This window comes from Methylophilus flavus (assembly GCF_042678905.1).
GTDB lineage: Bacteria > Pseudomonadota > Gammaproteobacteria > Burkholderiales > Methylophilaceae > Methylophilus > Methylophilus flavus.
The window spans coordinates 1,491,486-1,516,581 of record NZ_JBHTLN010000001.1 but is presented as its reverse complement, the minus strand read 5'-3'; the positions used below and the strand labels follow the sequence as shown (position 1 = coordinate 1,516,581).

Here is a 25,096-nt window from a genome sequence, read left to right as displayed (position 1 = left end):
GGCAGCTGTTGCAGGCTGCAGTTTTTTAGTCAGGTAGAGGTTGTGCTGCTGCCGGGTCTGTATCAGCCGTTAAAAACCATTCACCCAGTACTTTTTCAGCTTCATCCACGCCTTGTTTTTTCAGGCTGGAAAATAGCTGCACGCTGATCTCGTCGCCCCAGGTGTCTTTCAGTTCTTTGCGGACTTTGTTCAGGGTAATGGTAGATTCACCGCGGGATAATTTATCACTCTTAGTCAACAGCACATGCACCGGCTTACCAGTCGGGCAGAACCAGTCCAACATCTGTTTATCCAGAGGGGTAAGCGGATGGCGGCTATCCATCACCAGTACCAGGCCAGCCAGGCTTCGGCGTTCACTTAAATAACGCGATAAGACATTTTGCCAGTGGTTGCGCATGGCTTCAGGCACTTTGGCATAACCATAACCAGGTAAATCCACCAAGTGTTTGTCATCGCCCAGCGTGAAAAAGTTAATCAGCTGCGTACGGCCAGGCTGTTTACTGACAAATGCCAGACGATTATGGTTGGCCAGTGTGTTGAGTGCGCTGGATTTTCCGGCATTCGAACGTCCGGCAAAGGCGACTTCGATCCCGCTGGCAGGCGGCAGGTCGCGTAAATGATGTGCCGAAATATGAAAGCGGGCGTTTTGGAAAACTGGCATGGTGGGGTTGAGTTGCCTCAAGGTTTTATGGACTATTCAGCTGTGAATGCTATCACGAACAGGGTTTGTTTGATAAAATGGCGCCAAATAAAATGTTGGGGCATTGAATTATGTTGAAGAGTTTTAAAGCAGGGTTGTTTTTACTGCTGGTAATGGGCTTTCAGCCTGTGTTTGCCGAAGAGACTGCTGCTACCGAAGCAGCCCCTGCGGTCAATAGTCCAGATAAAGTGGTGCAGAACGTATGTGCGGCCTGTCATGGCGCGGATGGTAACAGCGTCATCACGACTAACCCGAAACTGGCTGGTCAGCATCCTGAGTATTTGCTCAAGCAATTGACTAACTTTAAAGATGGCTCGCGGGCCAATGCGGTAATGAGTGGCATGGCCGGTGCGTTGAGCCAGGAAGATATGGAAGGTATTTCGAAATACTTTTCCAATCAAAGCATCAAGTTAGCCAAGTCTAAAGAAAATGGTAAAGGCTCTCTGGGTGAGAAAATCTACCGTGGCGGTATCGCGGCGACTAAAACACCAGCCTGTGCAGCCTGTCATGGTGTAACCGGCGCTGGCCTGCCTAAGCAGTTTCCGCGTTTGGCCGGTCAACATACCGATTACACGGTGCAGCAGTTGCGTACTTTCCGCACTGGTGAACGCGCTAATGCACCTATGATGGCAACCATTGCCGCTAAAATGAGCGATGCTGAAATGCAGGCGGTTGCAGATTATATTCAAGGTCTGCGTTAATCTGAGCAACATGGAGAAAGGTGGCCGCGGCCACCTTTTTTGCTAAGTGCCGTTTTGCATGATGCAATGATACTCAGCCCATGTTTTTCAGCCAACGTTTGTTCGCGCATCCAGTGAATGTCATGCAACTTAACCATGTCGTCCATAAGCCCATGTCGTCCACAAGTGCGTTTGCAACGTTACAACGTTGTCATTGGCTATCCTGCCCCGATAATCACATAAGCCAACTCTGAAGAGAACATATTGAAAGCGTCCGTTCCTTTATCAAAACGTGTCTACGAACTGATGAGTTCGATGCGTTTTGCCGTGAGCCTGCTGACCTTGCTCGGCGTGGCATCTATTATTGGTACCGTTCTGAAACAGAACGAGCCCTACCAGAACTACATTATCAAGTTTGGCCAGTTCTGGTTTGAACTCTTCGAATTGCTGGGGCTGCTCGATGTCTATCATGCCGCCTGGTTCCTGCTGATTCTATTATTCCTGGTCATCTCTACCACGCTGTGCGTTTTCCGCAATACGCCGGTGATGTTGAAAGAGTGGCGTGCTTACAAGGAAAATGCCACCGAGAAATCCTTACGCCTGTTCAGTCACCAAACCAGCCTGGCAACCAGTCAGCCCCTGCCTGAAACGCAATCGCAGTTAAACGAATTTTTAACCGCTGAGCGCTATACTTTTAAAACCAGGCAGCAAGACAATGGCGATGTGCTTATCGCCGCCCGCCTGGGCACGCATCAGCGCCTGGGCTATATTTTTACGCACGCGGCGATCGTGGTGATTTGTTTCGGTGGCTTGCTGGATGGCAATTTGCCATTGAAAGTGCAAGAGTTGCTCGGTTTCAAAAAAATTGAGACCCGGGATATTGCTACGCGCAAGGTGCCGGAAGAAAGCCGGCTGGGCGTGAATAATTTATCGTTCCGCGCCAATATGACCTTGCCGGAAGGCGAACGTGACAACGTGGCTTTTGTGCGCGTGCGTGACGGTTACCTGGTGCAGGATCTGCCGTTTACGGTGGCACTCAAGGATTTCCGCATTGAACATTACCCGACCGGGATGCCGAAATCATTTGAGAGCGATATTGTCATTACCGACCCGGAGTTATCCAAGCCGATTGAAGCCACCATACGCGTCAATCATCCCTATATCCATAAAGGCATTGCGATTTACCAATCCGATTTCCAGGATGGCGGATCACAACTCAAATTCAAACTATGGAATCTGGCAGCGGCTAATCAGGATAGTTTTGATATAGATGGCGTGATCCTGCAAAAAGGCTCACTGGGAGAAGGCGCAGAAAAACTGAGCGTAGAATTCAACGAGTTCCGCCAGTTCAATATCCTGAATTTGTCCAAGGATGGCAAAGGTAAACCGCACAATGTCGGGCCGAATACCACGCTGAAATTGCGTAATGCCAGCGGCCAGGCGCGCGAATACGTCAATTATATGCAGCCGCTGCAGCTGGATGGCCGCGCCTATTTCGTTTCCGGCATGCGCGAGACGGTACAGGATGAATTCAAATACCTGCGCGTACCCGCAGATGATGAACTTGAGATCACGGGCTTTATGGCCTTGCGCCAGACCATGCGTAACGAGCAGTCGATTCGCGATATCGCCAGCCAGGTGGCCGGGCAAATGCCGAGTGGCAATGCGCAGCTCAAGGTACAATTCGAGCAAAGCTTGCAGCAGTTACTATTGACCTTTAAGCGTGGCGGTTACAGCGAGCTTTCCAGGATTATTGAAAATGCGGTGCCGAAAGACCAGCGCGAGCAAGCGGCTCAAACCTATTTGAAATTATTAAACACGGCTGCTTTGCAGGCTTACCAGATCAGCCGCGCAAAGCGCAATCTGGAACCGGCGCCGCAAGACCAGGCAACGGCCATATTTGTGCAGGACAGCTTGAATGCCATGAATGACCTGTTTTTTTATGGCACGCCTTATTATTTCCAGTTGAAGAATTACACGCTGAAACAGGCAAGTGGCTTCCAGCTGACTCGCTCGCCAGGCCAGAACTGGGTGTATCTGGGTTCGGTCATGCTTGTGTTAGGGATTTTCTCCATGTTTTATATCAGGGAACGACGCGTGTGGTTATTACTCAAACCCGCACAGCAGGAAGTTTTGCTGGCCATGTCGTCCAACCGTAAAAATATGGATCTGGACCAGGACTTTGTCCGTATGCAACAGCAGCTTACCGGGCTGTTGCAAACACAGGTGTCATCAACACCTGTTTAAACAGCTAGAGGGGATATTTCAATGAGTACATCACCAACGTGGACTAAACCAGCGTCCTTCTGGCAGTCACTGACTGCCTATGACTGGTTGTATGCAGTGCTGCTGCTGGCTGGCGGTATTTTTTCCTACCAGCGCTATGCTGGCTATATGGATATCTACGAAGTCAGCTTCCTGTTTGGCGCGGTGGGCGTATTCAGCTATCTTGGCTGGCGCTGGTCGGCGATTGCCAGACTGGTGCTGGGTGTAGCGATTGTCAGTTTGATTGGTGTGTATAGCTACCAGGGTGACCTTGCCAATGGTGGTCAACGCTTCCTGCTCAAATTCTTGCTGGCAAGCCAGTCCGCGATCATGTGGATGAATGTGTTGTTTGTCCTGGCGATGCTGACCTATTGGCTGGCGCTGTTCCAGCGTTCCGAGTTCACTGCAAAAGTCGCTTCTGCCTTGACCTGGTCAGCGACTTTGTTCGGCTTTGTCGGGCTGATGGTGCGCTGGTATGAGTCTTATCTGATTGCGCCGGATATCGGCCATATTCCCATCAGTAATTTATACGAAGTATTTATCCTGTTTTGCCTGATCACTGCCTTGCTTTACCTGCACTACGAGCAGCTGTTCAAAACCCGTCAGCTGGGTGGGTTTGTGCTGGTAGTAATTAACGCAGCAGTGGGATTCATCCTTTGGTATACCTTTGACCGTCATGCCAACGAAATTCAGCCATTGGTGCCCGCGCTGCAAAGCTACTGGATGAAGATACACGTACCAGCCAACTTTATCGGTTATGGCGCATTTTCACTGGCGGCCATGGTGGCCGGGGCTTATTTGCTGGTCAAGAATGGTGTTTTGGCCAGTCGCTTGCCTGCGCTGCATGTGCTGGATGACTTGATGTATAAAGCCATCGCCATCGGCTTTGCTTTCTTTACCATTGCTACTATTTTGGGTGCAATGTGGGCGGCTGAGGCATGGGGTGGTTACTGGTCATGGGATCCTAAAGAAACCTGGGCATTGATTGTCTGGCTGAACTATGCCGCCTGGCTGCATTTGCGCCTGATGAAGGGCTTGCGCGGGACTGTATTGGCCTGGTGGGCGCTGGTAGGCTTGCTGGTCACTACCTTTGCTTTCCTGGGAGTGAATATGTTCCTGAGCGGTTTGCATTCTTACGGTACCCTGTAAATGCGAATTAAATAAAAATATAAGAGTAATTTCTTGATCCTCGAATGGGCAGGCCTTAAAGGCTTGCCCATTTTGTTTTGAATATTCCTGAAATGTTGCCAGCGACAAGATTAACTAATGTTTATTTTATTTAATAAATGTTAATATTTTTGCGCTGGCTGAGTTATTTGGTCCAGCGTGGTGCTGTAAAAAATACTCAATAAAAAATATCAGGAGAATTTAAAATGAACAGGCAAAAAGGATTTAGTTTGATTGAATTGGCTATTGTGCTGGTGATTGCAGGGTTGTTACTGGCGGGTGTGATGCGGGGGCAGGAATTGATCGCGAATGCCAAAGTGAAAAGTCTGGCCAGTGACTTCAGGAATATTCCCGCTTATTTTTATGGTTATCAGGACCGCTTTCGCGTGCTACCTGGTGATGATCATGCTGCCAACGCGCATTTCAATGGCGGCACAAATGCGACCACCGGTGGCCAGCTACAGAATGGCTTGATACAAGGCAACTGGAATTCAGATACGGCCACTGACGAGGCGTTCTTGTTATGGCAGCATCTGCGCTTAGCCGGGCTGGCCACTGGCGCCAGCGATACCGCCAGCGCACAGTATATTCCCAGGAATAGCGAAGGCGGCCGGGTAGGGGTGACCAGTGTTGATGCCCTAGGTGCCGTGACCGCTGGTACGTTTAACAGCGCGCATGCCATGTGCTCGGACGGCATTTTAGGCAGATATGCCACACAACTGGACACCATGCTGGATGATGGCGCAGGCAATAGCGGTGTCATGCGTATATTGGTGAGCGGTACGCCGGGCACCGGTGAAGCCGCGCCACAGGCTGCTTCGCCTTATTTAGTTTGCATGAGTTTTTAGTGTAGAATACAACACATCTGTGACGCAAAAAGCCTGTTTTTCGGGCTTTTTGTTTTATACGATTTACATACAGAATTCTCAACGGTTTCTGATTTAGAATGAGAGCCGCTTGCAAAAGAAACCAACCACATGGCCCAATCAATCGTAGAAATTAAAGACCTTTCCTTTGGTTACAAAGGTAAATTGTTGCATCACGGCATCAATATGACCTTCCAAAAAGGCAAGGTCGTGGCGATTATGGGCGGCAGTGGCAGCGGCAAAACGACCTTGCTTCGCCTGATAGGTGGCCAGCTGAAGCCGACCAAAGGTGAGGTGCTGGTAGGCGGTGAAGTGGTGCACAAACAAGACCGTGACGGTATTTACCGCTTGCGCAGGAAAATGGGCATGCTGTTTCAGCACGGTGCCCTGTTTACCGATTTATCCGTATATGAAAATGTCGCTTTCCCTATTCGCGAGCATACTGATCTGCCGGAAAGCATGATTCGTGACCTAGTATTGATGAAGCTGAATGCGGTAGGCTTGCGCGGCGCGCACGCCTTGAGGCCGACGGAACTTTCAGGTGGTATGGCGCGGCGTGTCGCTTTGGCAAGGGCAATCGCGCTGGATCCTAGCATTATCATGTATGACGAACCTTTCGCCGGGCTGGACCCGATTTCCATGGCAGTGATTTGTGACCTGATCCGCAGCCTGAATGATGCGCTGGGTGCGACTTCCATTATCGTTACGCATGATGTGGAAGAAACCTTCCAGTTTGCCGATTATGTGTATTTTGTGGCCAATGGTGTGGTCGCCGCTGAAGGTACGCCTGATGACTTGCGCAAGTCTGAATTGCCATTTGTGCACCAGTTTGTGCATGGTGAAAAAGATGGTCCGGTGCCATTCCACTATGCTGCGCCTGAATATCATGCCAGTTTGTTAAGAGGGGCGCGTTAATGCGTAAAGTAGAACGCTTGCTCAAGATTCTGGGCGCCGGCTTTATCAATAAAATTTGGCGATTTGGTGCGGGCGCCAGATTGTTCGGGTTGACGCTGATTTCTTCCGGGGAGAGTTTCCGCCGTTTCAGGTTGACAGTGAGGGAAGTATATTTCACCGGTGTATTGTCGCTGATCATTATCCTGGTATCCGCATTCTTTGTCGGCATGGTGCTGGCCTTGCAGGGTTACCACACCTTGCAACGGTATGGTTCTTCAGAAGCCATCGGCGTACTGGTGGCACTGGCGCTTGTGCGTGAACTTGGCCCGGTGGTGACCGCATTGCTATTTGCAGGCCGGGCTGGCACTGCGATCACTGCCGAAATCGGTTTGATGAAAGCCACCGAGCAGCTTTCTGCCATGGAGATGATGGCGGTGAGCCCGATTTCACGCGTGATTGCGCCAAGGTTCTGGGCGGGTGTCATTGCCATGCCTATCCTGGCGACTTTATTCACCATGATGGGGATTTTAGGCGGCTATATGGTGGCTGTGCCTCTGATTGGCGTTGATGCCGGGGCTTTCTGGTCGCAGATGCAGGCCAATGTGGATTGGGAGTACGACATTCTCAATGGCGTCTTCAAAAGCGTGGTGTTTGGTATTGCGTGTACGATGATTGCCCTGTTTGAAGGCTATGATGCGCCGCCGACAGCAGAGGGTGTGAGCCGCGCTACGACACGCACAGTGGTGACGTCGTCGCTGGCAGTACTGGCATTGGATTTTATATTAACAGCGTTCATGCTCGGCTAAAGAAACAACGCTAGTTAACAACACTAGAGTTAAACAAACTAGATCAAGAGCATTCGTGAGGAGCAGCAATGGAAAGAACAACAATTGATTTATGGGTAGGGATTTTTGTAGCGCTGGGTTTTGCGGCATTACTGGGCCTGGCCATGAAAGTCGGCAACCTGACCACCACAGATATTGGTGCAACCTACACCGTCACCGCGAACTTTGAGAATATCGGTGGTCTTAAACCTCGTGCGCCAATTAAAAGCGCTGGCGTTGTCGTAGGCCGTGTTGAAGGAATTACCTTTGATCCGAAAACTTATGAGGCCGTTGTCAGTCTGAATATCGACAAGCGCTACAGCTTCCCTAAAGATACTTTCGCCAATATCTACACGGCGGGTTTGTTAGGCGAGCAGTACCTTGGGCTGGAAGCCGGTGGCGACGAAACCAGCTTGAAAAATGGTGACAAAATTACCCAGACACAAGATGCAGTTGTGCTGGAAAAATTGATTAGCCAGTTTTTGTATAGTAAAGCGACTGAAGGTGATGATAAACCAGCAAAAACCGCTGCGACATCAACCGAAACAGGTGCTGATGCGTTAGATGCCAGTCCGTTGGACAAAATTGGTAAGTAATTAAACGGTTAATAAAGGGAATTCGATGAAAAAATGGTGGATGGCTTGTGCCATATGGCTGGTAAGTAATGTGGCATTTGCAGGTTTGGCACCGGATCAGCTGGTGAAAAAGACTGCCGATGATGTGATTGATGTCATCAAGTCTGATAAGGATATTCAGGCAGGTAACCAGCAAAAGATTTTTGCATTGGCGGAAGAAAAAATTCTGCCAAATTTCGATTTCGAAAAAGTATCACGCCTGGTGCTGGGTAAAAACTGGAATAAAGCAACGCCTGAGCAGCAATCCGCTTTCCAGGCGGAGTTTAAAACCCTGTTGTTGCGTACGTATGCAACCGCATTGTCCAAGTATAAAAACCAGACGATTGAATACAAACCTTTCCGTTTGGACCCGGCTGCTGACTCAGCGACTGTAAAAACAGCGATTCAGCAACCAGGTGGCGAACCTATCTCTGTTGACTATACTCTGGGTAAAAAAGGCGAAGACTGGAAAGTGTACGATATTGTGATTGAAAGCGTGAGCCTGGTCACCAACTACCGTAGCCAGTTTGCACAGGAAATCCGCCAGAACGGTTTGGACAGCCTGAACAAAAAGCTGGCTGAAAAAAACAAAGCGGCAACTGGTAAATAATTTCTTTAAAGGCTTATCGTGGTCACTATTACGCAACAGGAAAATACATTGAGTTTTAGCGGGGACTTGCTGATCAATAATATCAGTGAAGCGCTGGCTCAACTGGAAACGTTGCGCCTGAATCCGCCTTTGACATTGGATTTTTCAAGGGTGGCTGAGGTGGATACCGTGGCTGTGAGCCTGATATTTGAGATTCAAAGGCAGTTCCATCATGAGCACGCCCAGGCCGGTTCAGTCTCGGTAGTAGGGGTGTCTGACAATCTGCGTAGTTTGATGCAGTTATATGGTGTGGATAGTTTCCTGTTAAATTAACTAAACATTAGAGTCAGAAAACCCCAGCTCTGGACAGAGGTGGGGTTTCGTTTTTTTAGGATATTGAAAGGCAACACCGTGGTGGCAGCCGTAGAAATAAAAGGAATTACCAAGCATTTTGGTGCGTTTGAAGCACTGCGCGGGATAGATCTGACCATACAGCCAGGTGAATTTTTTGCATTGCTGGGCCCGAACGGGGCCGGTAAATCGACATTGATTAATCTGTTATCAGGCCTGTTAAAGCCGACCAGCGGCCATATTCGCATCATGGGACATGACGTGCAAACAGCATATCAGCAAGCGCGCATGGCTTTGGGAGTGGTGCCGCAGGAGCTTGTGTTTGACCCGTTTTTTAATGTGCGGGAAATGATGCGCTTTCAAGCCGGTTACTTTGGCTGTGGCCCGGAAAATGATGCCTGGGTGGATGAAGTAATTGAGGGCCTGGGGCTGACAGACAAAGCGCATACCAATATGCGCAAGTTATCCGGTGGCATGAAACGGCGTGCACTCATTGCGCAGGCGCTGGCGCACAAGCCGCCTGTGATTGTCCTGGATGAGCCAACTGCCGGTGTGGATGTGGAGCTGCGCCAGATGCTGTGGCAGTTTATCCAGAAGCTGAACAATCAGGGTCATACCATTATCCTGACCACCCATTACCTGGAAGAGGCAGAAACTTTGTGCGAACGTGTTGCCATGATGAAGCAAGGAAAAATTGTGGCATTGGACACCACAAAACAACTATTGCAAAGCCATGCTGCCAAGCAGTTGTCCATGCGACTGGAAGGCGCAGTGCCTGCCCAGTTGCAACCTTTGATCAAACAGCAACAGGGCGATGAAGTGACTTTTAATTTGCCAGATATCGGCCGCATTGAAGTGATTCTATCTGCATTGCGTCAAGCCGAGGTCAACGTGCTGGATATCCAGCTGCAAGAAGTTGATCTGGAAGATGTATTCCTGAATCTGGTCGGTAGTCACGGGGGGCAGGCATTATGAAATTGCTACTAAAGTGGCTGAATCCTTTTTATTGGCTGGATGATCTTATCAGCGCGCGTTACCGTGGCATGTATACGCTGTTCAAGAAAGAGCTATTAAGGTTTTGGCGGGTCGCTTTTCAAACCATTGCCTCGCCTATCCTGACGGCATTGCTCTATCTATTGATTTTTTCACATGTGCTGGAGTCGCATGTGAAAGTCTACGACCAGGTCAGTTATACAGCCTTCCTGGTGCCGGGACTGATGATGATGTCATTGCTGCAGAACGCGTTTGCCAATAGTTCATCCAGCCTGATCCAATCAAAGGTGATGGGCAGTATTATTTTCCTGATGCTGACGCCACTCACCTACCTGGAGTTTTTTGTGGCTTTCCTGGCTGCTTCCATGATACGTGGCCTGGCAGTCGGGTTAAGTATCTACCTGGTGGCGTTGTTTTTTGTCGATGTGCCCACAGTGCATCCATTATGGATTATTACTTTTGCATTGCTGGGCAGTGCGCTGCTGGGTACGTTCGGGGTGATTGCCGGGATCTGGGCGGACAAGTTTGACCAGATGGCGGCCTTCCAGAACTTTGTGATTATGCCGCTGACATTTCTGTCGGGCGTGTTTTACTCTATCCACTCCCTGCCACCATTCTGGCAGGCAGTGTCGAAGCTCAACCCGTTTTTCTACATGATAGATGGGTTCAGGTATGGATTCTTCGGCCAGGGCGATGTCTCGCCGTGGTTAAGCGTCAGCGTGGTAGGTGTGTTTCTATTGGCATTGGCGTGGGTATGCCTAAAGATGTTAAAATCCGGTTATAAATTACGGAGTTAGTGCAAGTAAGTAGCAGCAAAAGTGCGCTGCCGTGTCCGCACTGATATTGAAATAAAAGCGAGGTCTTGTGTTAACAGCAGCTCAATTGCAATCGTATATCCTGAGTGGATTGGAATGCGACTATATAAAAGTGAATGGCGACGACGGTACGCATTTTGATGCGGTGGTGGTCAGTCCTTTATTTGAAGGTAAACGTATGGTGCAACAGCATCAGCTGGTGTATGCCGCGTTAGGTGACCGGATGCGCACCGAAATTCATGCGCTGGCGATGCAAACCTATACGCCGACACAATGGCAACAAATGCAGCAGGCTTAAATGCCGCAAGTTGCAAGTAAACAGATTTGATTGGAGATAAACATGGACGCACAAGCAAAGATTAAAGAGACAGTCACCAGTAATAAAGTGGTGCTGTATATGAAAGGTAGCCCGAAGTTTCCGCAATGTGGTTTTTCAAATGTGGCGACACAGATCCTGGATGCCTGCGGCGCTGAATTTGTCGCTGTAGACGTGTTGCAGGACATGGATGTTCGCGAAGGCATTAAACAATACGCCAACTGGCCAACTATTCCGCAGTTATATGTTAAAGGCGAGTTTATTGGTGGTGCTGACATTATGCGTAGCATGTACCAGAGCGGTGAGCTGCAAACCCTGTTGTCGGAAGCATAATCTTGGACAAACTGATTATTGAGGGTGGCGTGCCCTTGCACGGCGAAATCGTTGTGTCCGGCGCCAAGAATGCCGCCTTGCCTATTTTATGTGCAGGCTTGCTGGCGGAAACGCCGCTGATATTGACTGGTGTGCCAGAGTTGCGCGATGTGGCTTCCACACTCAAGCTGCTGGACACCATGGGCGTTAAGGTCAGCAAAGCGGATGACCAGGTCAGCCTGGATGCCAGTGATGTGGCTTCGTTTGAGGCGACCTACGAAATGGTGAAAACCATGCGTGCTTCTATCCTGGTGCTAGGTCCTTTGTTGTCCCGTTTTGGTACCGCACGTGTGTCATTGCCCGGTGGCTGTGCGATTGGGTCACGTCCGGTAGACTTGCACATCAAAGGCCTGCAAGCCATGGGTGCTGCGATGCATATCACGCATGGTTATATCCAGGCCAGTACTTTGCATTTGCCTAACCGCCGCTTGCAGGGCGCTACTTACTATATGGATATGGTGACGGTCACCGGCACTGAAAACCTGATGATGGCCGCCGCGCTGGCGCAAGGTACTACCGTATTGGAAAATGCGGCCAAAGAGCCTGAAGTGGTGGATCTGGCTGAATGCCTGAACAAAATGGGTGCGAAAATCACTGGTGCTGGCACTGATACCATTACCATTGAAGGTGTAGAGCGTCTGACTGGCGCACAGCACCATATCGTGTGTGACCGTATTGAAGCGGGTACCTATATGGTGGCGGCCGCCATGACCGGTGGCGAGGTGACGTTGAAAAACGCCCGTGCCGACCTGCTGGAAGCCGTGATCGAAAAACTGCGTGAAGCGGGTGTGCAGATCAGAACGGATGCAAACAGCATTACCGTTAAAAGCAATGGCCAGTTGAAAGCGGTCAATATCCGCACTGCCCCGCATCCTGCTTTCCCTACCGATATGCAGGCGCAGTTTATGGCGATGAACACCATGGCAGAAGGCGTCTCCACGGTGGTGGAAACCATTTTTGAAAACCGCTTTATGCACGTGCAGGAACTGCAACGCATGGGCGCCAATATCGAGATTCAGGGTAATACCGCTTTTGTCAAAGGTGTGCCTGCACTGGAAGGCGCCAATGTCATGGCCACTGACTTACGCGCTTCTGCCGGACTGGTGTTAGCCGGGCTGGTGGCCGAGGGTGAAACCGTGATTGATCGTATCTACCATCTGGATCGCGGTTATGAACGGCTGGAAGAAAAATTGAATCAATTGGGCGCCAAAGTACGCCGGTCAAATTGAATACCCAAATTAAAATAATACGCAGGTTAAACAAACGATGATTACTATTGCACTCAGTAAAGGGCGCATTTTTGAGGAAACCACACCGCTGCTGGCAGCGGCTGGTATCCGGTCGCTGGAAGATCCTGAATCTTCGCGCAAACTGATACTTCCCACCAACCGTGACGATGTCCGGCTGATTATTGTCCGCGCGACCGATGTGCCGACTTATGTGCAATATGGGGCAGCGGATATCGGCATTGCCGGTAAGGACGTGCTGGATGAACATGGCGGTGAAGGCCTGTACCAGCCACTGGATTTGAATATCGCCCGTTGCAAGATGATGGTCGCCGTGCGCGAAGACTTTGATTACGAAGCAAGCATCCGCCAGGGCGCACGTTTAAAGGTAGTCACCAAGTATGTGAAAACGGCGCGTGAGCATTTTGCCGCGAAAGGCATGCACGTAGACTTGATTAAATTATATGGCTCCATGGAGCTGGGTCCTTTGGTAGGGCTGGCCGATGCGATTGTCGACCTGGTCAGCACCGGTGGCACCTTGCGTGCCAATAAACTCAAGGCAGTGGAAGAGATCGGCTCTATCAGTTCACGGCTGGTAGTCAACCAGGCCTCATTCAAGGTCAACCGTCCGTCACTGCAGCCGATTATTGACAGTTTTGCTGAAGCTATCCAGAAAGATTCATCACAGTAAAGATATGAAGATCAAACGTTTAACCACCCAATCTGCGGATTTTGAGCGCGAACTGAAAGCCTTGCTGGCGTTTGAAACTGCGCAGGACGATAACATTGACCTGGTGGTCGCCAATATTCTCAAGGATGTGAAAGCGCGCGGGGATGCCGCGGTGCTGGAATATACTAATCGCTTTGATAAAACTGGTGCGGATAGCCTGGCGCAACTCGAAATTCCACAAGCTGAATTACAGGCGGCTTTGACTAGCCTGCCAGCCGCGCAGCGTGAAGCCCTGCAAGCTGCGGCTGACCGTGTGCGTAGCTATCACGAAAAGCAAGTGGTGCAGTCATGGCAATACACCGAGGCGGATGGCACCTTGTTAGGCCAGCAGGTCACCTCGCTTGATCGCGTAGGTTTGTACGTGCCTGGTGGTAAAGCCGCTTATCCCTCTTCAGTCTTGATGAATGCAATCCCGGCCAAAGTCGCAGGCGTGCAAGAGCTGATCATGGTCGTGCCCACACCTAACGGCGAGAAAAATCCCTTAGTGCTGGCTGCTGCTGCGGTGTGCGGTGTGACACGCGTGTTCTGTATCGGCGGCGCGCAAGCGGTCGGCGCGCTCGCTTATGGCACTGAAACTGTGCCACAAGTAGATAAGATTGTCGGCCCGGGTAATGCCTATGTGGCAGCTGCCAAACGCCGTGTCTTCGGCGTAGTCGGCATTGATATGGTAGCCGGGCCTTCTGAAATTCTGGTCATCAGCGATGGTAAGAGTAATCCGGACTGGACAGCGATGGATTTGTTCAGCCAGGCGGAACACGATGAACTGGCGCAGGCGATCTTGTTATCACCAAGTGCCGAGTTTCTCGACCAGGTGCAGGCCAGTATTGAACGCCAGGTGACTGACATGCCAAGGCAGGAAATCATCCGTACCTCCTTGGAAAATCGTGGTGCACTGATACAGGTAAAAGACCTGGAAGAGGCGGCAGAGATTTGTAACTTTATTGCGCCTGAGCACCTGGAATTATCCATGGACGACGCGTTAGCTTTCAGCAAAAAAATCAAACACGCCGGTGCCATTTTTATGGGGCGTGATACCTGTGAGGCTTTGGGTGATTACTGCGCCGGGCCTAACCACGTGTTGCCTACATCACGCACGGCGCGCTTCAGCTCGCCGTTGGGTGTCTATGATTTCCAGAAGCGTTCCAGCCTGATCATGGTGTCGAGTGAAGGTGCACAAACGCTAGGCAAGATCGCAGCGACTCTGGCTTATGGCGAAGGCCTGCAGGCACATGCGCGCAGCGCCGAATATCGCTTGAAATAGGTTAATCAGATGAGTAAATTCTGGAGCCCAATCGTGCATGCCCTTACACCTTACGTGCCAGGCGAGCAGCCCAAGATTCAAAACCTGATCAAACTGAACACCAACGAGAATCCTTATGGGCCCAGCCCCAAGGTAATTGCGGCATTGCAGGCGGAAGCCGCAGATAGCCTGCGCTTATACCCTGATCCTGATTCCAGCCGTATGAAAGCAGCCATTGCCGAATATCACGGATTGCAAACAAACCAGATATTTGTGGGGAATGGCTCAGATGAAGTGCTGGCACATATTTTCCAGGCATTACTTAAACATGACCATCCCTTGCTGTTCCCGGATATCACCTATAGTTTTTATCCGGTCTATTGTGGCTTGTATGGTATCCAATATGAAACCGTGCCGCTGGATGCGCAGTTTGAAATTGCCATAGATGACTATCTGCGTCCCAATGGCGGCATTATTTTCCCTAATCCCAATGCGCCTACAGGTATCCCGTTACCGTTGGCCGAGATTGAGCGATTGCTGCAAGCCAATAAAGATTCGGTTGTCGTGGTTGATGAGGCGTATGTGGATTTTGGTACCGAGTCAGCTGTCGCCCTGGTCAGTCGCTATCCGAATGTGCTGGTGACGCATACTTATTCTAAATCGCGCTCGTTAGCAGGTCTGCGGATTGGCTATGCGGTGGGTGATGCCGGTTTGATCGAAGCGCTGATCCGGGTCAAGGACAGCTTTAACTCTTACCCTATAGACCGGTTTGCGGAAGCAGGGGCAGTGGCTGCCTTGCAAGATGATGATTATTTTCAGCAAACCAGGCAGCAGGTCATCGCTGCGCGCGAGCAATTGGTGAGTAATTTACGGGCGCTGGGCTTCGAAGTGTTGCCATCGGGTGCCAATTTTATCTTTGCACGCCATCCACAATATGCAGGTGAGCAACTTGCGGCAGCCTTACGTGAACAGGCTGTGATTGTGCGACATTTCAAAAAACCGGCCAGGATTGCTGATTTTTTACGCATTACCATAGGCAATGACACACAAAATCAGGTATTGGTAAAAGCCCTAAGAGGTGTTTTACAGGCTTGATGTCGTTAAAATTAAAGTATGTGCAGCAATATAACGGCTAACATCGCTTAAATGATTCTTTAACGACGTAAAAAAAGATGACGCAATATTGTCATTTTGTTTGAAATACGGTTATGATGCACGCTATTGTACATAATGTGCAGTGAGGGTTGCGTTTGCATCATTGCTGCGCAAAAGTTCATTGGATTTAAAATAGAGCAAACTCGGAGGAAGAAAAATGGCACAAACCCAGATGGCATTAGACTCATTGGATTTTGACGCAACAATCGCTTTGGCCGCCAAAGTGGCGCCACATGTTGATATCCTGGAAATTGGTACACCTTGTATCAAGCATAACGGTATCGAACTGTTGAAAGCATTGCGTACTAAATTCCCTAACAACAAGATTTTGGTTGACCTGAAAACCATGGATGCAGGCTTCTACGAAGCTGAGCCATTCTACAAAGCCGGCGCGGATATCGTGACTGTGCTGGGTACTGCAGATGTGGGTACGATCAAAGGTGTAGTTGATGCTGCTAACAAATACGGTAAAGAAGCTCAAGTTGACCTGATCAACGTAAAAGACAAAAAAGCACGTACATTAGAAGTAGTTAAATTGGGCGCGCACATTATTGGTGTACACACTGGCTTGGATCAACAAGCTGCTGGTCATACACCATTTGCTGACTTGGGCTTGGTATCTGGCTTGAAAACAGGCGCTAAAGTATCTGTTGCCGGTGGTGTTAAAGCCGCTACAACTAAACAAGTAGTTGATGCTGGTGCTGACATCGTTGTTGCTGGTGCTGCTATCTACGGTGCTGCTGATCCTGCTGCTGCTGCTTCAGAAATCACCAAAATCGCGCACGGTGCTGGTACTTCTGCAAAAGGCGGTAACAAATTGCTGCCATGGATCATCGCTGCGGTTGCTGCAGTGTTGGTATTCTCACTGCTGGGTAAAAAATCTGAAGAAGCTGCTCCTGCTTCTGACGCACCAGTGGTTGAAGAATCTGCCCCTGCTGCAGAAGCTCCAGCTGCTGAAGCACCTGCCGCTACTGAAGAAGCTGCTCCAGCGGCAACTGAAGAAGCTGCACCAGCTGCAGAAGCTGCTCCAGCTAACTAATCTCTGCCAGATCTGATCTGTTGGCCGCCCTGGGCTGGTCACAGCAAAGAATCAGCAGTCTAAAAAAGCAGTCCTCACGGACTGCTTTTTTGTTTTTAACGACAGATTTTGCCTGGCCACGAAGACTTGCGGTAAAATGCCTGTATTATTTGCTAAATCTCTGTGAACACCTCTTTCCTCACTATGTCACGCCAAGCTGAAGTCACGCGCAATACACTCGAAACCCAAATTACAGTTGCTATCAATCTGGATGGCACTGGTGTGTCTGATTTGCAGAGCGGATTAGGATTTCTGGATCACATGCTGGACCAGATTGCCCGTCACGGTATGATTGATCTGAAGGTGCATGCCAAAGGTGATTTGCATATTGATGCGCACCATACGGTAGAAGATATCGGCATCACGCTAGGCCAGGCTTTTGCCAAGGCGCTAGGTGATAAAAAAGGATTGACCCGTTATGGCCACAGCTATGTGCCGCTGGATGAGGCTTTAAGCCGGGTTGTGCTGGATCTGTCCGGACGCCCAGGCCTGGAGTTTGACTGTAAGTTTACGCGTGCCATGATAGGCGAGTTTGATGTAGACTTATTTTATGAGTTCTTTCAGGGCTTCATTAATCACTCGCTGGTGACTTTGCATATTGATAACCTCAAGGGTCACAATGCGCACCACCAGGCGGAAACAATTTTCAAGGCGTTTGGTCGCGCCTTGCGCGTCGCCATTACACCAGACCCGCGCATGGCCGGGATGATGCCATCGACCAAGGGTTCGCTATAAGCCGATAAGCCATACATGAATCGTTTGCAAGTCGCCGTCATTGATTACGGCATGGGTAATTTAAGATCTGTCGCCAATGCCTTGAAAGCAGTTGCGCCGGATGTGCGCATCGAGATCACCAGTGATCCGGAACAGATCGCTACAGCTGAACGGGTTGTGTTTCCTGGACAGGGCGCGATGCCTGACTGCATCCGCGAGCTTGATACACGCGGTTTACGCCAGGCAGTGATCGCCGCCACCCGTGATAAACCTTTCCTGGGTATCTGTATCGGTTTGCAAATGCTGTTTGAGCATTCCGAAGAAGGTGACGTTCCTGGCCTGGGTATTTATCCAGGGGAAGTAAAGCGCTTCCCAGCCGAAAAAATGGTCGACATCCATGGCGCCAAATTGAAAGTGCCGCACATGGGCTGGAGCCAGGTTGAGCAAAGCGTAACACACGATATGTGGCGGGATATTCCTGACCTGGCACGCTTTTATTATGTACACAGCTATTATGTGGCACCTGCAGAGTCGGCATTAACAGCCGCTACTACGGCGTACCCATTTGACTATACCTGTGCGATTGCGCGGGACAATGTATTTGCCGTGCAATTTCACCCGGAAAAGAGTGCAGAATCAGGCTTGCAACTTTTGCGTAATTTTGTAAACTGGAAACCATGATTGTGTTTTCCAACCTTTTGTCCCAACCCGTTATATTTCAAAACAAAACAGCATGTTAATTATCCCGGCAATTGATTTAAAAGATGGTCACTGCGTACGCTTGAAGCAGGGGCTGATGGAAGAATCCACCGTATTTTCTGAAGACCCGGCGTCCATGGCCAGACACTGGGTGGATCAGGGTGGCAAACGTTTGCACCTGGTTGATTTGAATGGTGCGTTTGCCGGAAAGCCGGTCAACGAAAATGCCATCAAGTCTATCGTTGCTGCTGTCGGTGGCGATATCCCTATCCAGCTGGGTGGCGGTATCCGCGACCTGGATACGATTGAACGTTATCTCGATGACGGCATCAGTTACATCATCATAGGCACGGCGGCTGTGAAAAACCCCGGGTTTTTGCATGAGGCATGCTATGCATTTCCTGGCCAGATCATGGTCGGCCTGGATGCCAAGGATGGCAAAGTGGCCGTGGATGGCTGGTCTAAACTGACCGGCCACGACGTGATAGACCTGGCTAAAAAGTTTGAAGATTATGGTGTGGAAAGTATCGTCTATACCGACATTGGTCGTGACGGCATGCTGACCGGCGTCAACATTGAAGCGACTGTGGCCCTGGCGCAAGCCTTGACCATCCCGGTGATCGCCAGTGGTGGCGTCACCAACCTGGATGATGTACGCAAACTGTGTGCAGTACAGGCTGAAGGGATCATTGGTACGATCACCGGCCGTGCTATTTACGAAGGCACACTGGATTTCTCTGCAGCCCAGACATTGGCAGATGAGCTCAGCGCATAATGGGATGTGCTAAACGCATCATCCCTTGCCTGGATGTGACGAATGGTCGTGTGGTCAAAGGCGTCAATTTTCTTGAGCTACGTGATGCCGGAGACCCGGTAGAGATCGCGCAGCGTTACAACGATCAGGGCGCCGATGAATTGACCTTCCTCGATATCACGGCCAGTTCTGATGACAGAGACCTGATTTTACATATTATTGAACGTGTGGCGGAGCAGATATTTATCCCGCTGACGGTAGGCGGCGGCGTGCGCAAAGTGGAAGATGTACGCCGATTGCTGAATGCCGGAGCTGACAAGGTCAGTATCAACACCACCGCTGTGTTGAATCCGCAGGTGGTGGCAGATGCCGCCAGCCGTTTTGGTTCACAATGCATCGTGGTTGCCATCGATGCCAAGAAAGTCGATAACCAGCCGTTCGAGTGGGAAGTTTTCACTCACGGCGGCCGCAATGCGACAGGGTTGGATGCAGTCGAATGGGCTCGTAAAATGGTTAGCCTGGGTGCCGGTGAGTTACTGGTGACCAGTATGGACCGCGATGGTACCAAGATTGGTTTCAACAATCCCTTGAACAAGGCTATCAGTGATGCGGTAGACGTGCCGTTGATTGCTTCAGGCGGCGTGGGTAACTTGCAGCACCTGGTAGACGGCGTGACATTGGGTGGGGCGGATGCGGTGCTGGCCGCCAGTATTTTCCATTATGGTGAATTTACGGTACAGCAGGCGAAAGAATATATGCGTCAACACGGGTTGGAAATACGATGACTTGGCTGGATCAAGTAGCCTGGACGGATGATGGACTGGTGCCGGTCATTGCGCAGGAACAATCCTCAGGCAAGATTCTGATGTTTGCCTGGATGAATCGCGAAGCGTTGCAGCTGACGCGGGAGACCGGCCACGCCGTGTATTACTCCCGCTCGCGCAACAAACTCTGGCACAAGGGCGAAGAGTCCGGCCATACCCAGGTCGTGCATGATATCCGCCTGGATTGTGACAATGACGTGGTGTTGCTGACGGTAGAGCAACAAGGTGGTATCGCCTGTCACACCGGGCGACACAATTGCTTTTTCCAGCAACTGCAAAATGATGACTGGGTCACTGTAGAGCCTGTCATCAAAGACCCGAAAGCGATTTATCATGAGTGATGTTTTAAATCGATTGTCCGAACTGCTGGAACAGCGCAAATCTGCTGATCCATCCTCTTCATACGTGGCCAAGCTGTATGCCAAAGGCCTGGACAGCATTTTGAAGAAGATAGGCGAAGAAGCCACAGAAACAGTGATTGCGGCCAAAGGCGGCAATGCCGAAGAGATCATTTATGAAACCGCTGATTTATGGTTCCATACCCTGGTGTTGCTTAGTCACGTCGGTTTGAGCGCGCAGGATGTGCTCAATGAATTGGCGCGCCGCGAGGGCTTGTCCGGTATTGCCGAGAAAGCGGGCAGGGCAGAATGAGCGCAGATTGTATTTTTTGTAAAATCGCCGCCGGTAGCATCCCCTCGAAAAGCATATATGAGGACGATAATGTCATTGCTTTCCATGACATCCGCCCGATGGCAAAAGTACACTTTCTGATTGTGCCAAAAAAGCATATTGAAACCTTGAAAGATTGTACTGCTGAAGATCAGGCTTTACTCGGTGGCATGATGTTGCTGGCACCAAAGCTGGCAGCAGAACAAGGGTTAGTTGGCTACAAAACGTTAATGAATGTGGGCCGTGAAGGCGGGCAAGAGGTTTTTCATATTCATTTGCATGTCTTTGGTGGCGGTGCTGTTGCTGATAAAGCATAGGCAAAGCAGCGAGTGGATTAAAGGAGATTGTGATGGGAAGCTTCAGTTTATGGCATTGGTTGATTGTGTTGCTGATCGTGGTACTGGTGTTTGGTACCAAAAAGTTACGTAACATCGGTAGTGATGTCGGCGGCGCGGTGAATGAATTCAAGAAAGCCGTCAATGATGGCAAGGGTGAATCCAAGCCCGACGAACTTTCAGATAAAAAATAATTCACTACTGAACTGTGTTTGATATTTCTTTTTCTGAGCTGCTGGTCATCGCCATTGTTGCATTGGTGGTGATCGGGCCGGAAAAACTGCCAAAAGTTGCCCGTACTGCGGGCGCTTTTTTTGGCCGCTTGCAGCGATTTGTTGCGCAGGTCAAAGATGAAGTCAATCGTGAATCGCGCTTTGCAGAGCTGCAGAAGTTGCAGGATGAAGTGCATTCCAGTTTCCAGCAAAGCTATGACGATATCGAACGCAGCATTCTGCCGACAGAATCGCAGCTGATTGAAGAGCAACCGGCTGAGGCCGAGGTCGTTAAAAAGCCTCGCAAGCCACGCTTGGCGAAAGTGAAGCAAGTGCCGGCGGAAGGTTCATCGTCCACACCAGGACGCCGCTCCAAAGCCCCCGTTAAAGAAACCCCTACGGTAGCAGAACTAGAGCAAAGTCCGGCTTCCCAGGACACTGCTTCAGATACTGCGGTTAGTGCCGCTACTCGTCGTCCGCGCAAGCCTAAACCCAAGCCAGCCAGCGACACTCCCGATATGTTTGTCGATGAGCCACGCTCTTAAGCCAGAGATAATGTGCTTGAAGTATGACGCCTACTGAAAACTTTATTACCCATCTGGTTGAACTGCGCAACCGCCTGCTGCGTGCGGTGGTAGGCTTGCTGGTGATATTCGTCGGTTTGTTTCCTTTTGCAGACAAGCTCTACAGCCTGCTTGCTGCGCCGCTTTTAGCCAAGTTGCCGCAAGGTGCACAAATGATTGCCACAGCGGTCACCACACCTTTTTTTGTGCCCATGAAAGTCACCATGCTGGCGGCATTTTTGCTGGCTTTGCCTTGGATTCTTTACCAATGTTGGGCATTCGTGGCGCCGGGCTTGTATGCGCACGAGAAACGTATGTTGATGCCTTTACTGGCGGCATCGCTGATCCTGTTTTTTATCGGCATGACCTTCGCGTATTTTGCTGTTTTCCCGGTGGTATTCGGTTTCCTGGTGGGCAGTGCGCCGCAGGGCGTGGCGGTGATGACGGATATTGCTGAATACCTCGATTTTGTGATCGGTATGTTCCTTGCGTTTGGGTTTGCTTTTGAAGTGCCGGTCGCAGTAGTGCTGATGGCGCTGATGGGTTGGGTGACTTTGGAACAACTCAAGGAAGCGCGCTCTTACGTGGTGGTTGGTGCTTTTGTGCTAGGGGCGATTTTTACGCCGCCGGATATCGTGTCCCAGTTTATGCTGGCGATCCCGTTGTGGATATTATACGAAGCCGGGCTGCTGGTTGTTCGCTGGTTACCACCGCGTGATGCCAGCCCGACTTCTGCGTAATTCAACTATTCTTTATTTGGGTATTTTATTTGGTAACGGGCGCTTACCTACCACGAGCTCGATATCCACTTTTTTGCCAGTGCGCAAAATAGACAAAGTCGCTTTCTCGCGTGGTTTTAACAGCGCAATAATATTCAGCATGGATTGACTATCTGTCACCGGTTTCTTGTTAATTGCAGTGAGAATATCGCCGGGGCGTAATCCGGCACGGTCTGCCGGGCTATCCAGTAACACCCCTGCAATCAACGAGCCATTGATGTTCTTCAAATTAAATGACTCAGCCAGTTCTGGTGTGATGTCTTGCGCTTCTATACCTATCCACCCACGCGTAACCGAGCCGCTGGAAGTGATTTGTTCCATCACTTGCTGCGCAATGCTCACCGGAATGGCAAAGCCTATGCCCATGCTGCCGCCATTACGGGAGTAGATAGCGCTATTGATGCCGATCAGGTTTCCGTTGGTATCGATCAATGCGCCGCCGGAGTTGCCAGGATTGATCGACGCATCGGTCTGGATGAAATTCTCAAAGGTATTAATGCCCAAATGATTGCGCCCCAGCGCACTGATAATGCCTTGCGTCACGGTTTGACCGACACCAAACGGATTGCCAATCGCCAGCACTACATCGCCAACCTTCATTTGCTCGCTGTTACTAAAGGTGATTGCTGGTAAATTCTTGCGGTCGATTTTAAGTACCGCCACATCTGTTTCCGGGTCGGTACCCACTACTGTTGCGGACGATTTACTGCCATCACTTAATGCCACTTCAATCTGGTCTGCAGAACTGATGACGTGATTATTGGTGAGAATCAGGCCATCGGCACTGACAATCACGCCACTACCCAGGCTATTCTCAGGCTGGTCATCTTCTTCTTCCATTTCTTCGCCAAAGAAATGACGGAATAGCGGGTCATTTTTTAGCGCACGGTGCGGGTCCTGGCTGATATGGGCGGTGGTGAAAATATTGACGACTGAAGGCGTTGCCTTGCTGACGGCGCTACGATAGCCCGTTTTTGCGATGGCGGCGGCTTGGTTGTCAGCGATGGATGGCTTAACGATCACCTGTTGACTGTTAGTTTGCACCAGTAGGTTGGGATAAAATAATTTCATCACAAACAGAATACCGAGGCAGACGGTGACAGCTTGTGAGAATATGGTCCAGAGTTGGCGCATGGGTGCAGTTAAATAATTGTTTTAATAATTGATTAGTATATGAGAGTCAGAGATGGAATTGAATCGTCTTGTTAGCGAATTGGCTAATTTTTTGCAAGTTGTCAGATTTCAGGACTATTGCCCGAACGGATTGCAAGTAGAAGGGCGACCAGAAGTACGGCGCATCGTCACCGGGGTCACTGCCAGCCAGGCATTGATCGAGGCTGCCATTGAAGCGGATGCGGATGCCATCATGGTGCATCACGGCTATTTCTGGCGCGGTGAGCCGGCAGAGGTCACAGGCATGAAGCGAAAGCGCCTGAAACAATTGCTGACGCACGATATCAGCCTGCTGGCTTACCATTTACCTCTGGATGCTCATGCTGAAGTTGGCAACAACGTGCAGTTGGGTAAGGTGCTTGGCTGGCCGCTGGTGCGCTATCTGGATGAGAAAAACATGTTGCCAATGACAGCCTTGCCACAGGCGGTTTCATTGCAGCAGTTGGGCGAGCATGTCACCAAGCAATTAGGCCGCCAGGTGCAGTTGCTTGGTGATCCAAAACAGCAGGTACGTACGGTGGCCTGGTGCACTGGTGCCGCGCAATCCTATATCCAGCAGGCAGTGACGTCAGGAGTGGATGTGTTTATTAGTGGGGAAGTGTCTGAACCCACCTGGCATACTGTTCAGGAAACCGGTACCGCCTACATTGCTGCAGGGCATCATGCCACTGAACGTTACGGCATTCAGGCGCTGGGGCAATGGGTGGCCGAAAATTACGGAATTGAGCATATTTTCATAGAAGTGGATAACCCGATTTAATTGATAAATATCAATAAGTTATTGAATTATATTTGGATTGTGTACACGGAAAATGTATAATCGCGACTCAAGTTTTGATCTAACTGTTACCTTCAAAGGGTAGATTAAGGAAGCCAATGTCAGAAAACAAAATCGACAACCCTAGTTTGTCGTTTTGCGCGCCATCTGAGGTGGATTTGCAAAAGCGTGATTTTTTGGTGAAAGCCACTGCTGCCACCGGTGCTGTCGGTGTCGCTGCGGTAGCGGTGCCATTTGTAGGAAGCATGTTACCTAGCGAGCGCGCCAAAGCTGCTGGTGCACCGGTAGAAGTCGATATCAGCAAACTGAAGCCGGGTGAAAAGATGACAGCCGAATGGCGTGGTCAGCCAGTGTGGATTGTGCGCCGTTCACCAGAAATGATGGCGATACTGGACAAGCACGATGCGGATTTATCCGATCCAAATATGGAAGTGCCGCAGCAACCTGAATATTGCAAAAACAAGGCGCGCGCGATTAAACCTGAATTTGCGGTGATGTTGGGCACATGTACGCATCTGGGTTGTTCGCCGAATGATAACTTTGCGCAAACCTCTGACTGGCCTGGTGGTTTTGTCTGTCCATGCCACGGTTCAAAATTCGACCTGACTGGCCGGGTATTCAAAGGCTCTCCAGCACCGACTAACCTGATTGTGCCGCCACATCAATATCTGACAGAAACCACCATCCTGGTTGGTGATGACAAAAAGGCGGAGGCTTAAAT

The 25,096-nt window shown here is 50.2% G+C and carries 32 protein-coding genes; 30 read left to right on the top strand and 2 right to left on the bottom strand.

The genetic code is table 11. From position 1 onward, the window contains the following. Nucleotides 1-25: 25 nt before the first annotated feature. Complete coding sequence (gene yihA, locus ACFQ2T_RS07530; RefSeq protein ID WP_379032601.1) at nt 26-661, bottom strand: ribosome biogenesis GTP-binding protein YihA/YsxC; 636 nt, start codon at nt 659-661, stop codon at nt 26-28. A 110-nt stretch (nt 662-771) separates the two neighbouring features. Between yihA and ACFQ2T_RS07525 the strand changes: the two genes are divergently transcribed. From ACFQ2T_RS07525 to tatC, 28 genes are all read left to right on the top strand, one after another. Then, on the top strand, nt 772-1,401 hold the full coding sequence (locus ACFQ2T_RS07525; protein WP_379032599.1) for a c-type cytochrome: 630 nt from the start codon (nt 772-774) through the stop codon (nt 1,399-1,401). Between the two features lie 294 nt (nt 1,402-1,695). After that, nucleotides 1,696-3,627, top strand: a complete 1,932-nt coding sequence (locus ACFQ2T_RS07520) for a cytochrome c biogenesis protein ResB (RefSeq protein WP_379033918.1) — start codon at nt 1,696-1,698, stop codon at nt 3,625-3,627. A gap of 21 nt (nt 3,628-3,648) precedes the next feature. Continuing rightward, entirely contained in the window at nt 3,649-4,794 is a 1,146-nt protein-coding gene (gene ccsB, locus ACFQ2T_RS07515) for a c-type cytochrome biogenesis protein CcsB (protein WP_379032596.1), read from the top strand. A gap of 224 nt (nt 4,795-5,018) precedes the next feature. Continuing rightward, entirely contained in the window at nt 5,019-5,660 is a 642-nt protein-coding gene (locus ACFQ2T_RS07510) for a type II secretion system protein (RefSeq protein WP_379032594.1), read from the top strand. Nucleotides 5,661-5,789: 129 nt separating this feature from the next. Next, nucleotides 5,790-6,593 carry an ABC transporter ATP-binding protein gene (locus ACFQ2T_RS07505; protein ID WP_379032592.1) on the top strand — a complete coding sequence of 268 codons (804 nt, stop codon included), beginning with the start codon at nt 5,790-5,792 and terminating at the stop codon, nt 6,591-6,593. Further along, nucleotides 6,593-7,378 carry a lipid asymmetry maintenance ABC transporter permease subunit MlaE gene (gene mlaE, locus ACFQ2T_RS07500; protein WP_379032589.1) on the top strand — a complete coding sequence of 262 codons (786 nt, stop codon included), beginning with the start codon at nt 6,593-6,595 and terminating at the stop codon, nt 7,376-7,378. Before ACFQ2T_RS07505 ends, mlaE begins: the two co-directional genes overlap by 1 nt. A 68-nt stretch (nt 7,379-7,446) precedes the next feature. Further along, entirely contained in the window at nt 7,447-7,992 is a 546-nt protein-coding gene (gene mlaD / locus ACFQ2T_RS07495) for an outer membrane lipid asymmetry maintenance protein MlaD (RefSeq protein ID WP_379032586.1), read from the top strand. Between the two features lie 25 nt (nt 7,993-8,017). After that, a complete protein-coding gene (locus ACFQ2T_RS07490) occupies nt 8,018-8,620 on the top strand; it encodes an MlaC/ttg2D family ABC transporter substrate-binding protein (RefSeq protein WP_379032583.1) in 603 nt (200 codons plus the stop codon). Nucleotides 8,621-8,638: 18 nt separating this feature from the next. Continuing rightward, the gene (locus ACFQ2T_RS07485) at nt 8,639-8,932 is read left to right on the top strand and encodes an STAS domain-containing protein (protein ID WP_379032580.1); all 294 of its coding nucleotides are present in this window, start codon (nt 8,639-8,641) and stop codon (nt 8,930-8,932) included. A gap of 78 nt (nt 8,933-9,010) precedes the next feature. Next, the gene (locus ACFQ2T_RS07480) at nt 9,011-9,925 is read left to right on the top strand and encodes an ABC transporter ATP-binding protein (protein WP_379032577.1); all 915 of its coding nucleotides are present in this window, start codon (nt 9,011-9,013) and stop codon (nt 9,923-9,925) included. 68 nt (nt 9,926-9,993) lie between these two features. Further along, entirely contained in the window at nt 9,994-10,740 is a 747-nt protein-coding gene (locus ACFQ2T_RS07475) for an ABC transporter permease (RefSeq protein ID WP_379033916.1), read from the top strand. Between the two features lie 67 nt (nt 10,741-10,807). After that, the gene (locus tag ACFQ2T_RS07470; RefSeq protein ID WP_379032574.1) at nt 10,808-11,056 is read left to right on the top strand and encodes a BolA family protein; all 249 of its coding nucleotides are present in this window, start codon (nt 10,808-10,810) and stop codon (nt 11,054-11,056) included. Nucleotides 11,057-11,098: 42 nt separating this feature from the next. After that, the gene (grxD, locus tag ACFQ2T_RS07465; protein WP_379032571.1) at nt 11,099-11,407 is read left to right on the top strand and encodes a Grx4 family monothiol glutaredoxin; all 309 of its coding nucleotides are present in this window, start codon (nt 11,099-11,101) and stop codon (nt 11,405-11,407) included. 2 nt (nt 11,408-11,409) lie between these two features. Then, nucleotides 11,410-12,675, top strand: coding sequence for a UDP-N-acetylglucosamine 1-carboxyvinyltransferase (murA, locus tag ACFQ2T_RS07460; RefSeq protein ID WP_379032569.1), 1,266 nt, complete (start codon nt 11,410-11,412; stop codon nt 12,673-12,675). Nucleotides 12,676-12,712: 37 nt separating this feature from the next. Further along, complete coding sequence (gene hisG, locus ACFQ2T_RS07455; RefSeq protein WP_379032566.1) at nt 12,713-13,363, top strand: ATP phosphoribosyltransferase; 651 nt, start codon at nt 12,713-12,715, stop codon at nt 13,361-13,363. A gap of 4 nt (nt 13,364-13,367) precedes the next feature. Further along, on the top strand, nt 13,368-14,663 hold the full coding sequence (gene hisD, locus ACFQ2T_RS07450) for a histidinol dehydrogenase (protein ID WP_379032564.1): 1,296 nt from the start codon (nt 13,368-13,370) through the stop codon (nt 14,661-14,663). Nucleotides 14,664-14,672: 9 nt separating this feature from the next. Then, nucleotides 14,673-15,737 (top strand): histidinol-phosphate transaminase, encoded by a 1,065-nt coding sequence (gene hisC / locus ACFQ2T_RS07445; protein ID WP_379032561.1) that lies wholly within the window; start codon nt 14,673-14,675, stop codon nt 15,735-15,737. A 217-nt stretch (nt 15,738-15,954) separates the two neighbouring features. Continuing rightward, nucleotides 15,955-16,836 (top strand): 3-hexulose-6-phosphate synthase, encoded by an 882-nt coding sequence (gene hxlA / locus ACFQ2T_RS07440; protein WP_379032558.1) that lies wholly within the window; start codon nt 15,955-15,957, stop codon nt 16,834-16,836. Between the two features lie 183 nt (nt 16,837-17,019). Beyond that, nucleotides 17,020-17,610 carry an imidazoleglycerol-phosphate dehydratase HisB gene (hisB, locus tag ACFQ2T_RS07435; RefSeq protein ID WP_379032555.1) on the top strand — a complete coding sequence of 197 codons (591 nt, stop codon included), beginning with the start codon at nt 17,020-17,022 and terminating at the stop codon, nt 17,608-17,610. Between the two features lie 15 nt (nt 17,611-17,625). Next, nucleotides 17,626-18,270, top strand: a complete 645-nt coding sequence (gene hisH / locus ACFQ2T_RS07430) for an imidazole glycerol phosphate synthase subunit HisH (protein WP_379032552.1) — start codon at nt 17,626-17,628, stop codon at nt 18,268-18,270. A 52-nt stretch (nt 18,271-18,322) separates the two neighbouring features. Then, nucleotides 18,323-19,063: a 1-(5-phosphoribosyl)-5-[(5-phosphoribosylamino)methylideneamino]imidazole-4-carboxamide isomerase gene (gene hisA, locus ACFQ2T_RS07425; protein WP_379032550.1), complete on the top strand. Its 741-nt coding sequence runs from the start codon at nt 18,323-18,325 to the stop codon at nt 19,061-19,063. Continuing rightward, entirely contained in the window at nt 19,063-19,827 is a 765-nt protein-coding gene (hisF, locus tag ACFQ2T_RS07420; RefSeq protein WP_379032547.1) for an imidazole glycerol phosphate synthase subunit HisF, read from the top strand. The genes hisA and hisF overlap by 1 nt, the downstream gene beginning before the upstream one ends. Then, a complete protein-coding gene (gene hisI / locus ACFQ2T_RS07415) occupies nt 19,824-20,207 on the top strand; it encodes a phosphoribosyl-AMP cyclohydrolase (protein WP_379032545.1) in 384 nt (127 codons plus the stop codon). The genes hisF and hisI overlap by 4 nt, the downstream gene beginning before the upstream one ends. Next, the gene (locus ACFQ2T_RS07410; RefSeq protein WP_379032542.1) at nt 20,200-20,517 is read left to right on the top strand and encodes a phosphoribosyl-ATP diphosphatase; all 318 of its coding nucleotides are present in this window, start codon (nt 20,200-20,202) and stop codon (nt 20,515-20,517) included. The genes hisI and ACFQ2T_RS07410 overlap by 8 nt, the downstream gene beginning before the upstream one ends. Further along, nucleotides 20,514-20,852, top strand: coding sequence for a histidine triad nucleotide-binding protein (locus ACFQ2T_RS07405; RefSeq protein WP_379032539.1), 339 nt, complete (start codon nt 20,514-20,516; stop codon nt 20,850-20,852). Before ACFQ2T_RS07410 ends, ACFQ2T_RS07405 begins: the two co-directional genes overlap by 4 nt. 32 nt (nt 20,853-20,884) lie before the next feature. After that, entirely contained in the window at nt 20,885-21,064 is a 180-nt protein-coding gene (tatA, locus tag ACFQ2T_RS07400) for a Sec-independent protein translocase subunit TatA (RefSeq protein ID WP_379032536.1), read from the top strand. A 14-nt stretch (nt 21,065-21,078) separates the two neighbouring features. After that, nucleotides 21,079-21,627 (top strand): Sec-independent protein translocase protein TatB, encoded by a 549-nt coding sequence (gene tatB, locus ACFQ2T_RS07395; protein ID WP_379032534.1) that lies wholly within the window; start codon nt 21,079-21,081, stop codon nt 21,625-21,627. Nucleotides 21,628-21,650: 23 nt separating this feature from the next. Further along, nucleotides 21,651-22,385 carry a twin-arginine translocase subunit TatC gene (tatC, locus tag ACFQ2T_RS07390; protein ID WP_379032531.1) on the top strand — a complete coding sequence of 245 codons (735 nt, stop codon included), beginning with the start codon at nt 21,651-21,653 and terminating at the stop codon, nt 22,383-22,385. 12 nt (nt 22,386-22,397) lie between these two features. On the opposite strand, the gene ACFQ2T_RS07385 is transcribed toward tatC, so the two are convergent. Then, complete coding sequence (locus ACFQ2T_RS07385; protein WP_379032528.1) at nt 22,398-23,558, bottom strand: Do family serine endopeptidase; 1,161 nt, start codon at nt 23,556-23,558, stop codon at nt 22,398-22,400. A 52-nt stretch (nt 23,559-23,610) separates the two neighbouring features. Here ACFQ2T_RS07385 and ACFQ2T_RS07380 point away from each other — a divergent pair, with 52 nt between their 5' ends. Both ACFQ2T_RS07380 and petA read left to right on the top strand, forming a co-directional pair. Then, a complete protein-coding gene (locus ACFQ2T_RS07380; RefSeq protein WP_379032525.1) occupies nt 23,611-24,357 on the top strand; it encodes a Nif3-like dinuclear metal center hexameric protein in 747 nt (248 codons plus the stop codon). A 116-nt stretch (nt 24,358-24,473) separates the two neighbouring features. Further along, the gene (gene petA / locus ACFQ2T_RS07375; protein ID WP_379032523.1) at nt 24,474-25,094 is read left to right on the top strand and encodes a ubiquinol-cytochrome c reductase iron-sulfur subunit; all 621 of its coding nucleotides are present in this window, start codon (nt 24,474-24,476) and stop codon (nt 25,092-25,094) included. The last annotated feature ends 2 nt before the right edge of the window (nt 25,095-25,096 follow it).

Coding starts and splice junctions, on each gene's coding strand:
- yihA (WP_379032601.1), bottom strand. CDS start 661: ATGCCAGTTTTCCAAAACGCCCGCTTTCATATTTCGGCACATCATTTA.
- ACFQ2T_RS07525 (WP_379032599.1), top strand. CDS start 772: ATGTTGAAGAGTTTTAAAGCAGGGTTGTTTTTACTGCTGGTAATGGGC.
- ACFQ2T_RS07520 (WP_379033918.1), top strand. CDS start 1,696: ATGCGTTTTGCCGTGAGCCTGCTGACCTTGCTCGGCGTGGCATCTATT.
- ccsB (WP_379032596.1), top strand. CDS start 3,649: ATGAGTACATCACCAACGTGGACTAAACCAGCGTCCTTCTGGCAGTCA.
- ACFQ2T_RS07510 (WP_379032594.1), top strand. CDS start 5,019: ATGAACAGGCAAAAAGGATTTAGTTTGATTGAATTGGCTATTGTGCTG.
- ACFQ2T_RS07505 (WP_379032592.1), top strand. CDS start 5,790: ATGGCCCAATCAATCGTAGAAATTAAAGACCTTTCCTTTGGTTACAAA.
- mlaE (WP_379032589.1), top strand. CDS start 6,593: ATGCGTAAAGTAGAACGCTTGCTCAAGATTCTGGGCGCCGGCTTTATC.
- mlaD (WP_379032586.1), top strand. CDS start 7,447: ATGGAAAGAACAACAATTGATTTATGGGTAGGGATTTTTGTAGCGCTG.
- ACFQ2T_RS07490 (WP_379032583.1), top strand. CDS start 8,018: ATGAAAAAATGGTGGATGGCTTGTGCCATATGGCTGGTAAGTAATGTG.
- ACFQ2T_RS07475 (WP_379033916.1), top strand. CDS start 9,994: ATGTATACGCTGTTCAAGAAAGAGCTATTAAGGTTTTGGCGGGTCGCT.
- grxD (WP_379032571.1), top strand. CDS start 11,099: ATGGACGCACAAGCAAAGATTAAAGAGACAGTCACCAGTAATAAAGTG.
- hisG (WP_379032566.1), top strand. CDS start 12,713: ATGATTACTATTGCACTCAGTAAAGGGCGCATTTTTGAGGAAACCACA.
- hisD (WP_379032564.1), top strand. CDS start 13,368: ATGAAGATCAAACGTTTAACCACCCAATCTGCGGATTTTGAGCGCGAA.
- hisC (WP_379032561.1), top strand. CDS start 14,673: ATGAGTAAATTCTGGAGCCCAATCGTGCATGCCCTTACACCTTACGTG.
- hxlA (WP_379032558.1), top strand. CDS start 15,955: ATGGCACAAACCCAGATGGCATTAGACTCATTGGATTTTGACGCAACA.
- hisB (WP_379032555.1), top strand. CDS start 17,020: ATGTCACGCCAAGCTGAAGTCACGCGCAATACACTCGAAACCCAAATT.
- hisH (WP_379032552.1), top strand. CDS start 17,626: ATGAATCGTTTGCAAGTCGCCGTCATTGATTACGGCATGGGTAATTTA.
- hisA (WP_379032550.1), top strand. CDS start 18,323: ATGTTAATTATCCCGGCAATTGATTTAAAAGATGGTCACTGCGTACGC.
- hisF (WP_379032547.1), top strand. CDS start 19,063: ATGGGATGTGCTAAACGCATCATCCCTTGCCTGGATGTGACGAATGGT.
- hisI (WP_379032545.1), top strand. CDS start 19,824: ATGACTTGGCTGGATCAAGTAGCCTGGACGGATGATGGACTGGTGCCG.
- ACFQ2T_RS07410 (WP_379032542.1), top strand. CDS start 20,200: ATGAGTGATGTTTTAAATCGATTGTCCGAACTGCTGGAACAGCGCAAA.
- ACFQ2T_RS07405 (WP_379032539.1), top strand. CDS start 20,514: ATGAGCGCAGATTGTATTTTTTGTAAAATCGCCGCCGGTAGCATCCCC.
- tatA (WP_379032536.1), top strand. CDS start 20,885: ATGGGAAGCTTCAGTTTATGGCATTGGTTGATTGTGTTGCTGATCGTG.
- tatC (WP_379032531.1), top strand. CDS start 21,651: ATGACGCCTACTGAAAACTTTATTACCCATCTGGTTGAACTGCGCAAC.
- ACFQ2T_RS07385 (WP_379032528.1), bottom strand. CDS start 23,558: ATGCGCCAACTCTGGACCATATTCTCACAAGCTGTCACCGTCTGCCTC.
- ACFQ2T_RS07380 (WP_379032525.1), top strand. CDS start 23,611: ATGGAATTGAATCGTCTTGTTAGCGAATTGGCTAATTTTTTGCAAGTT.
- petA (WP_379032523.1), top strand. CDS start 24,474: ATGTCAGAAAACAAAATCGACAACCCTAGTTTGTCGTTTTGCGCGCCA.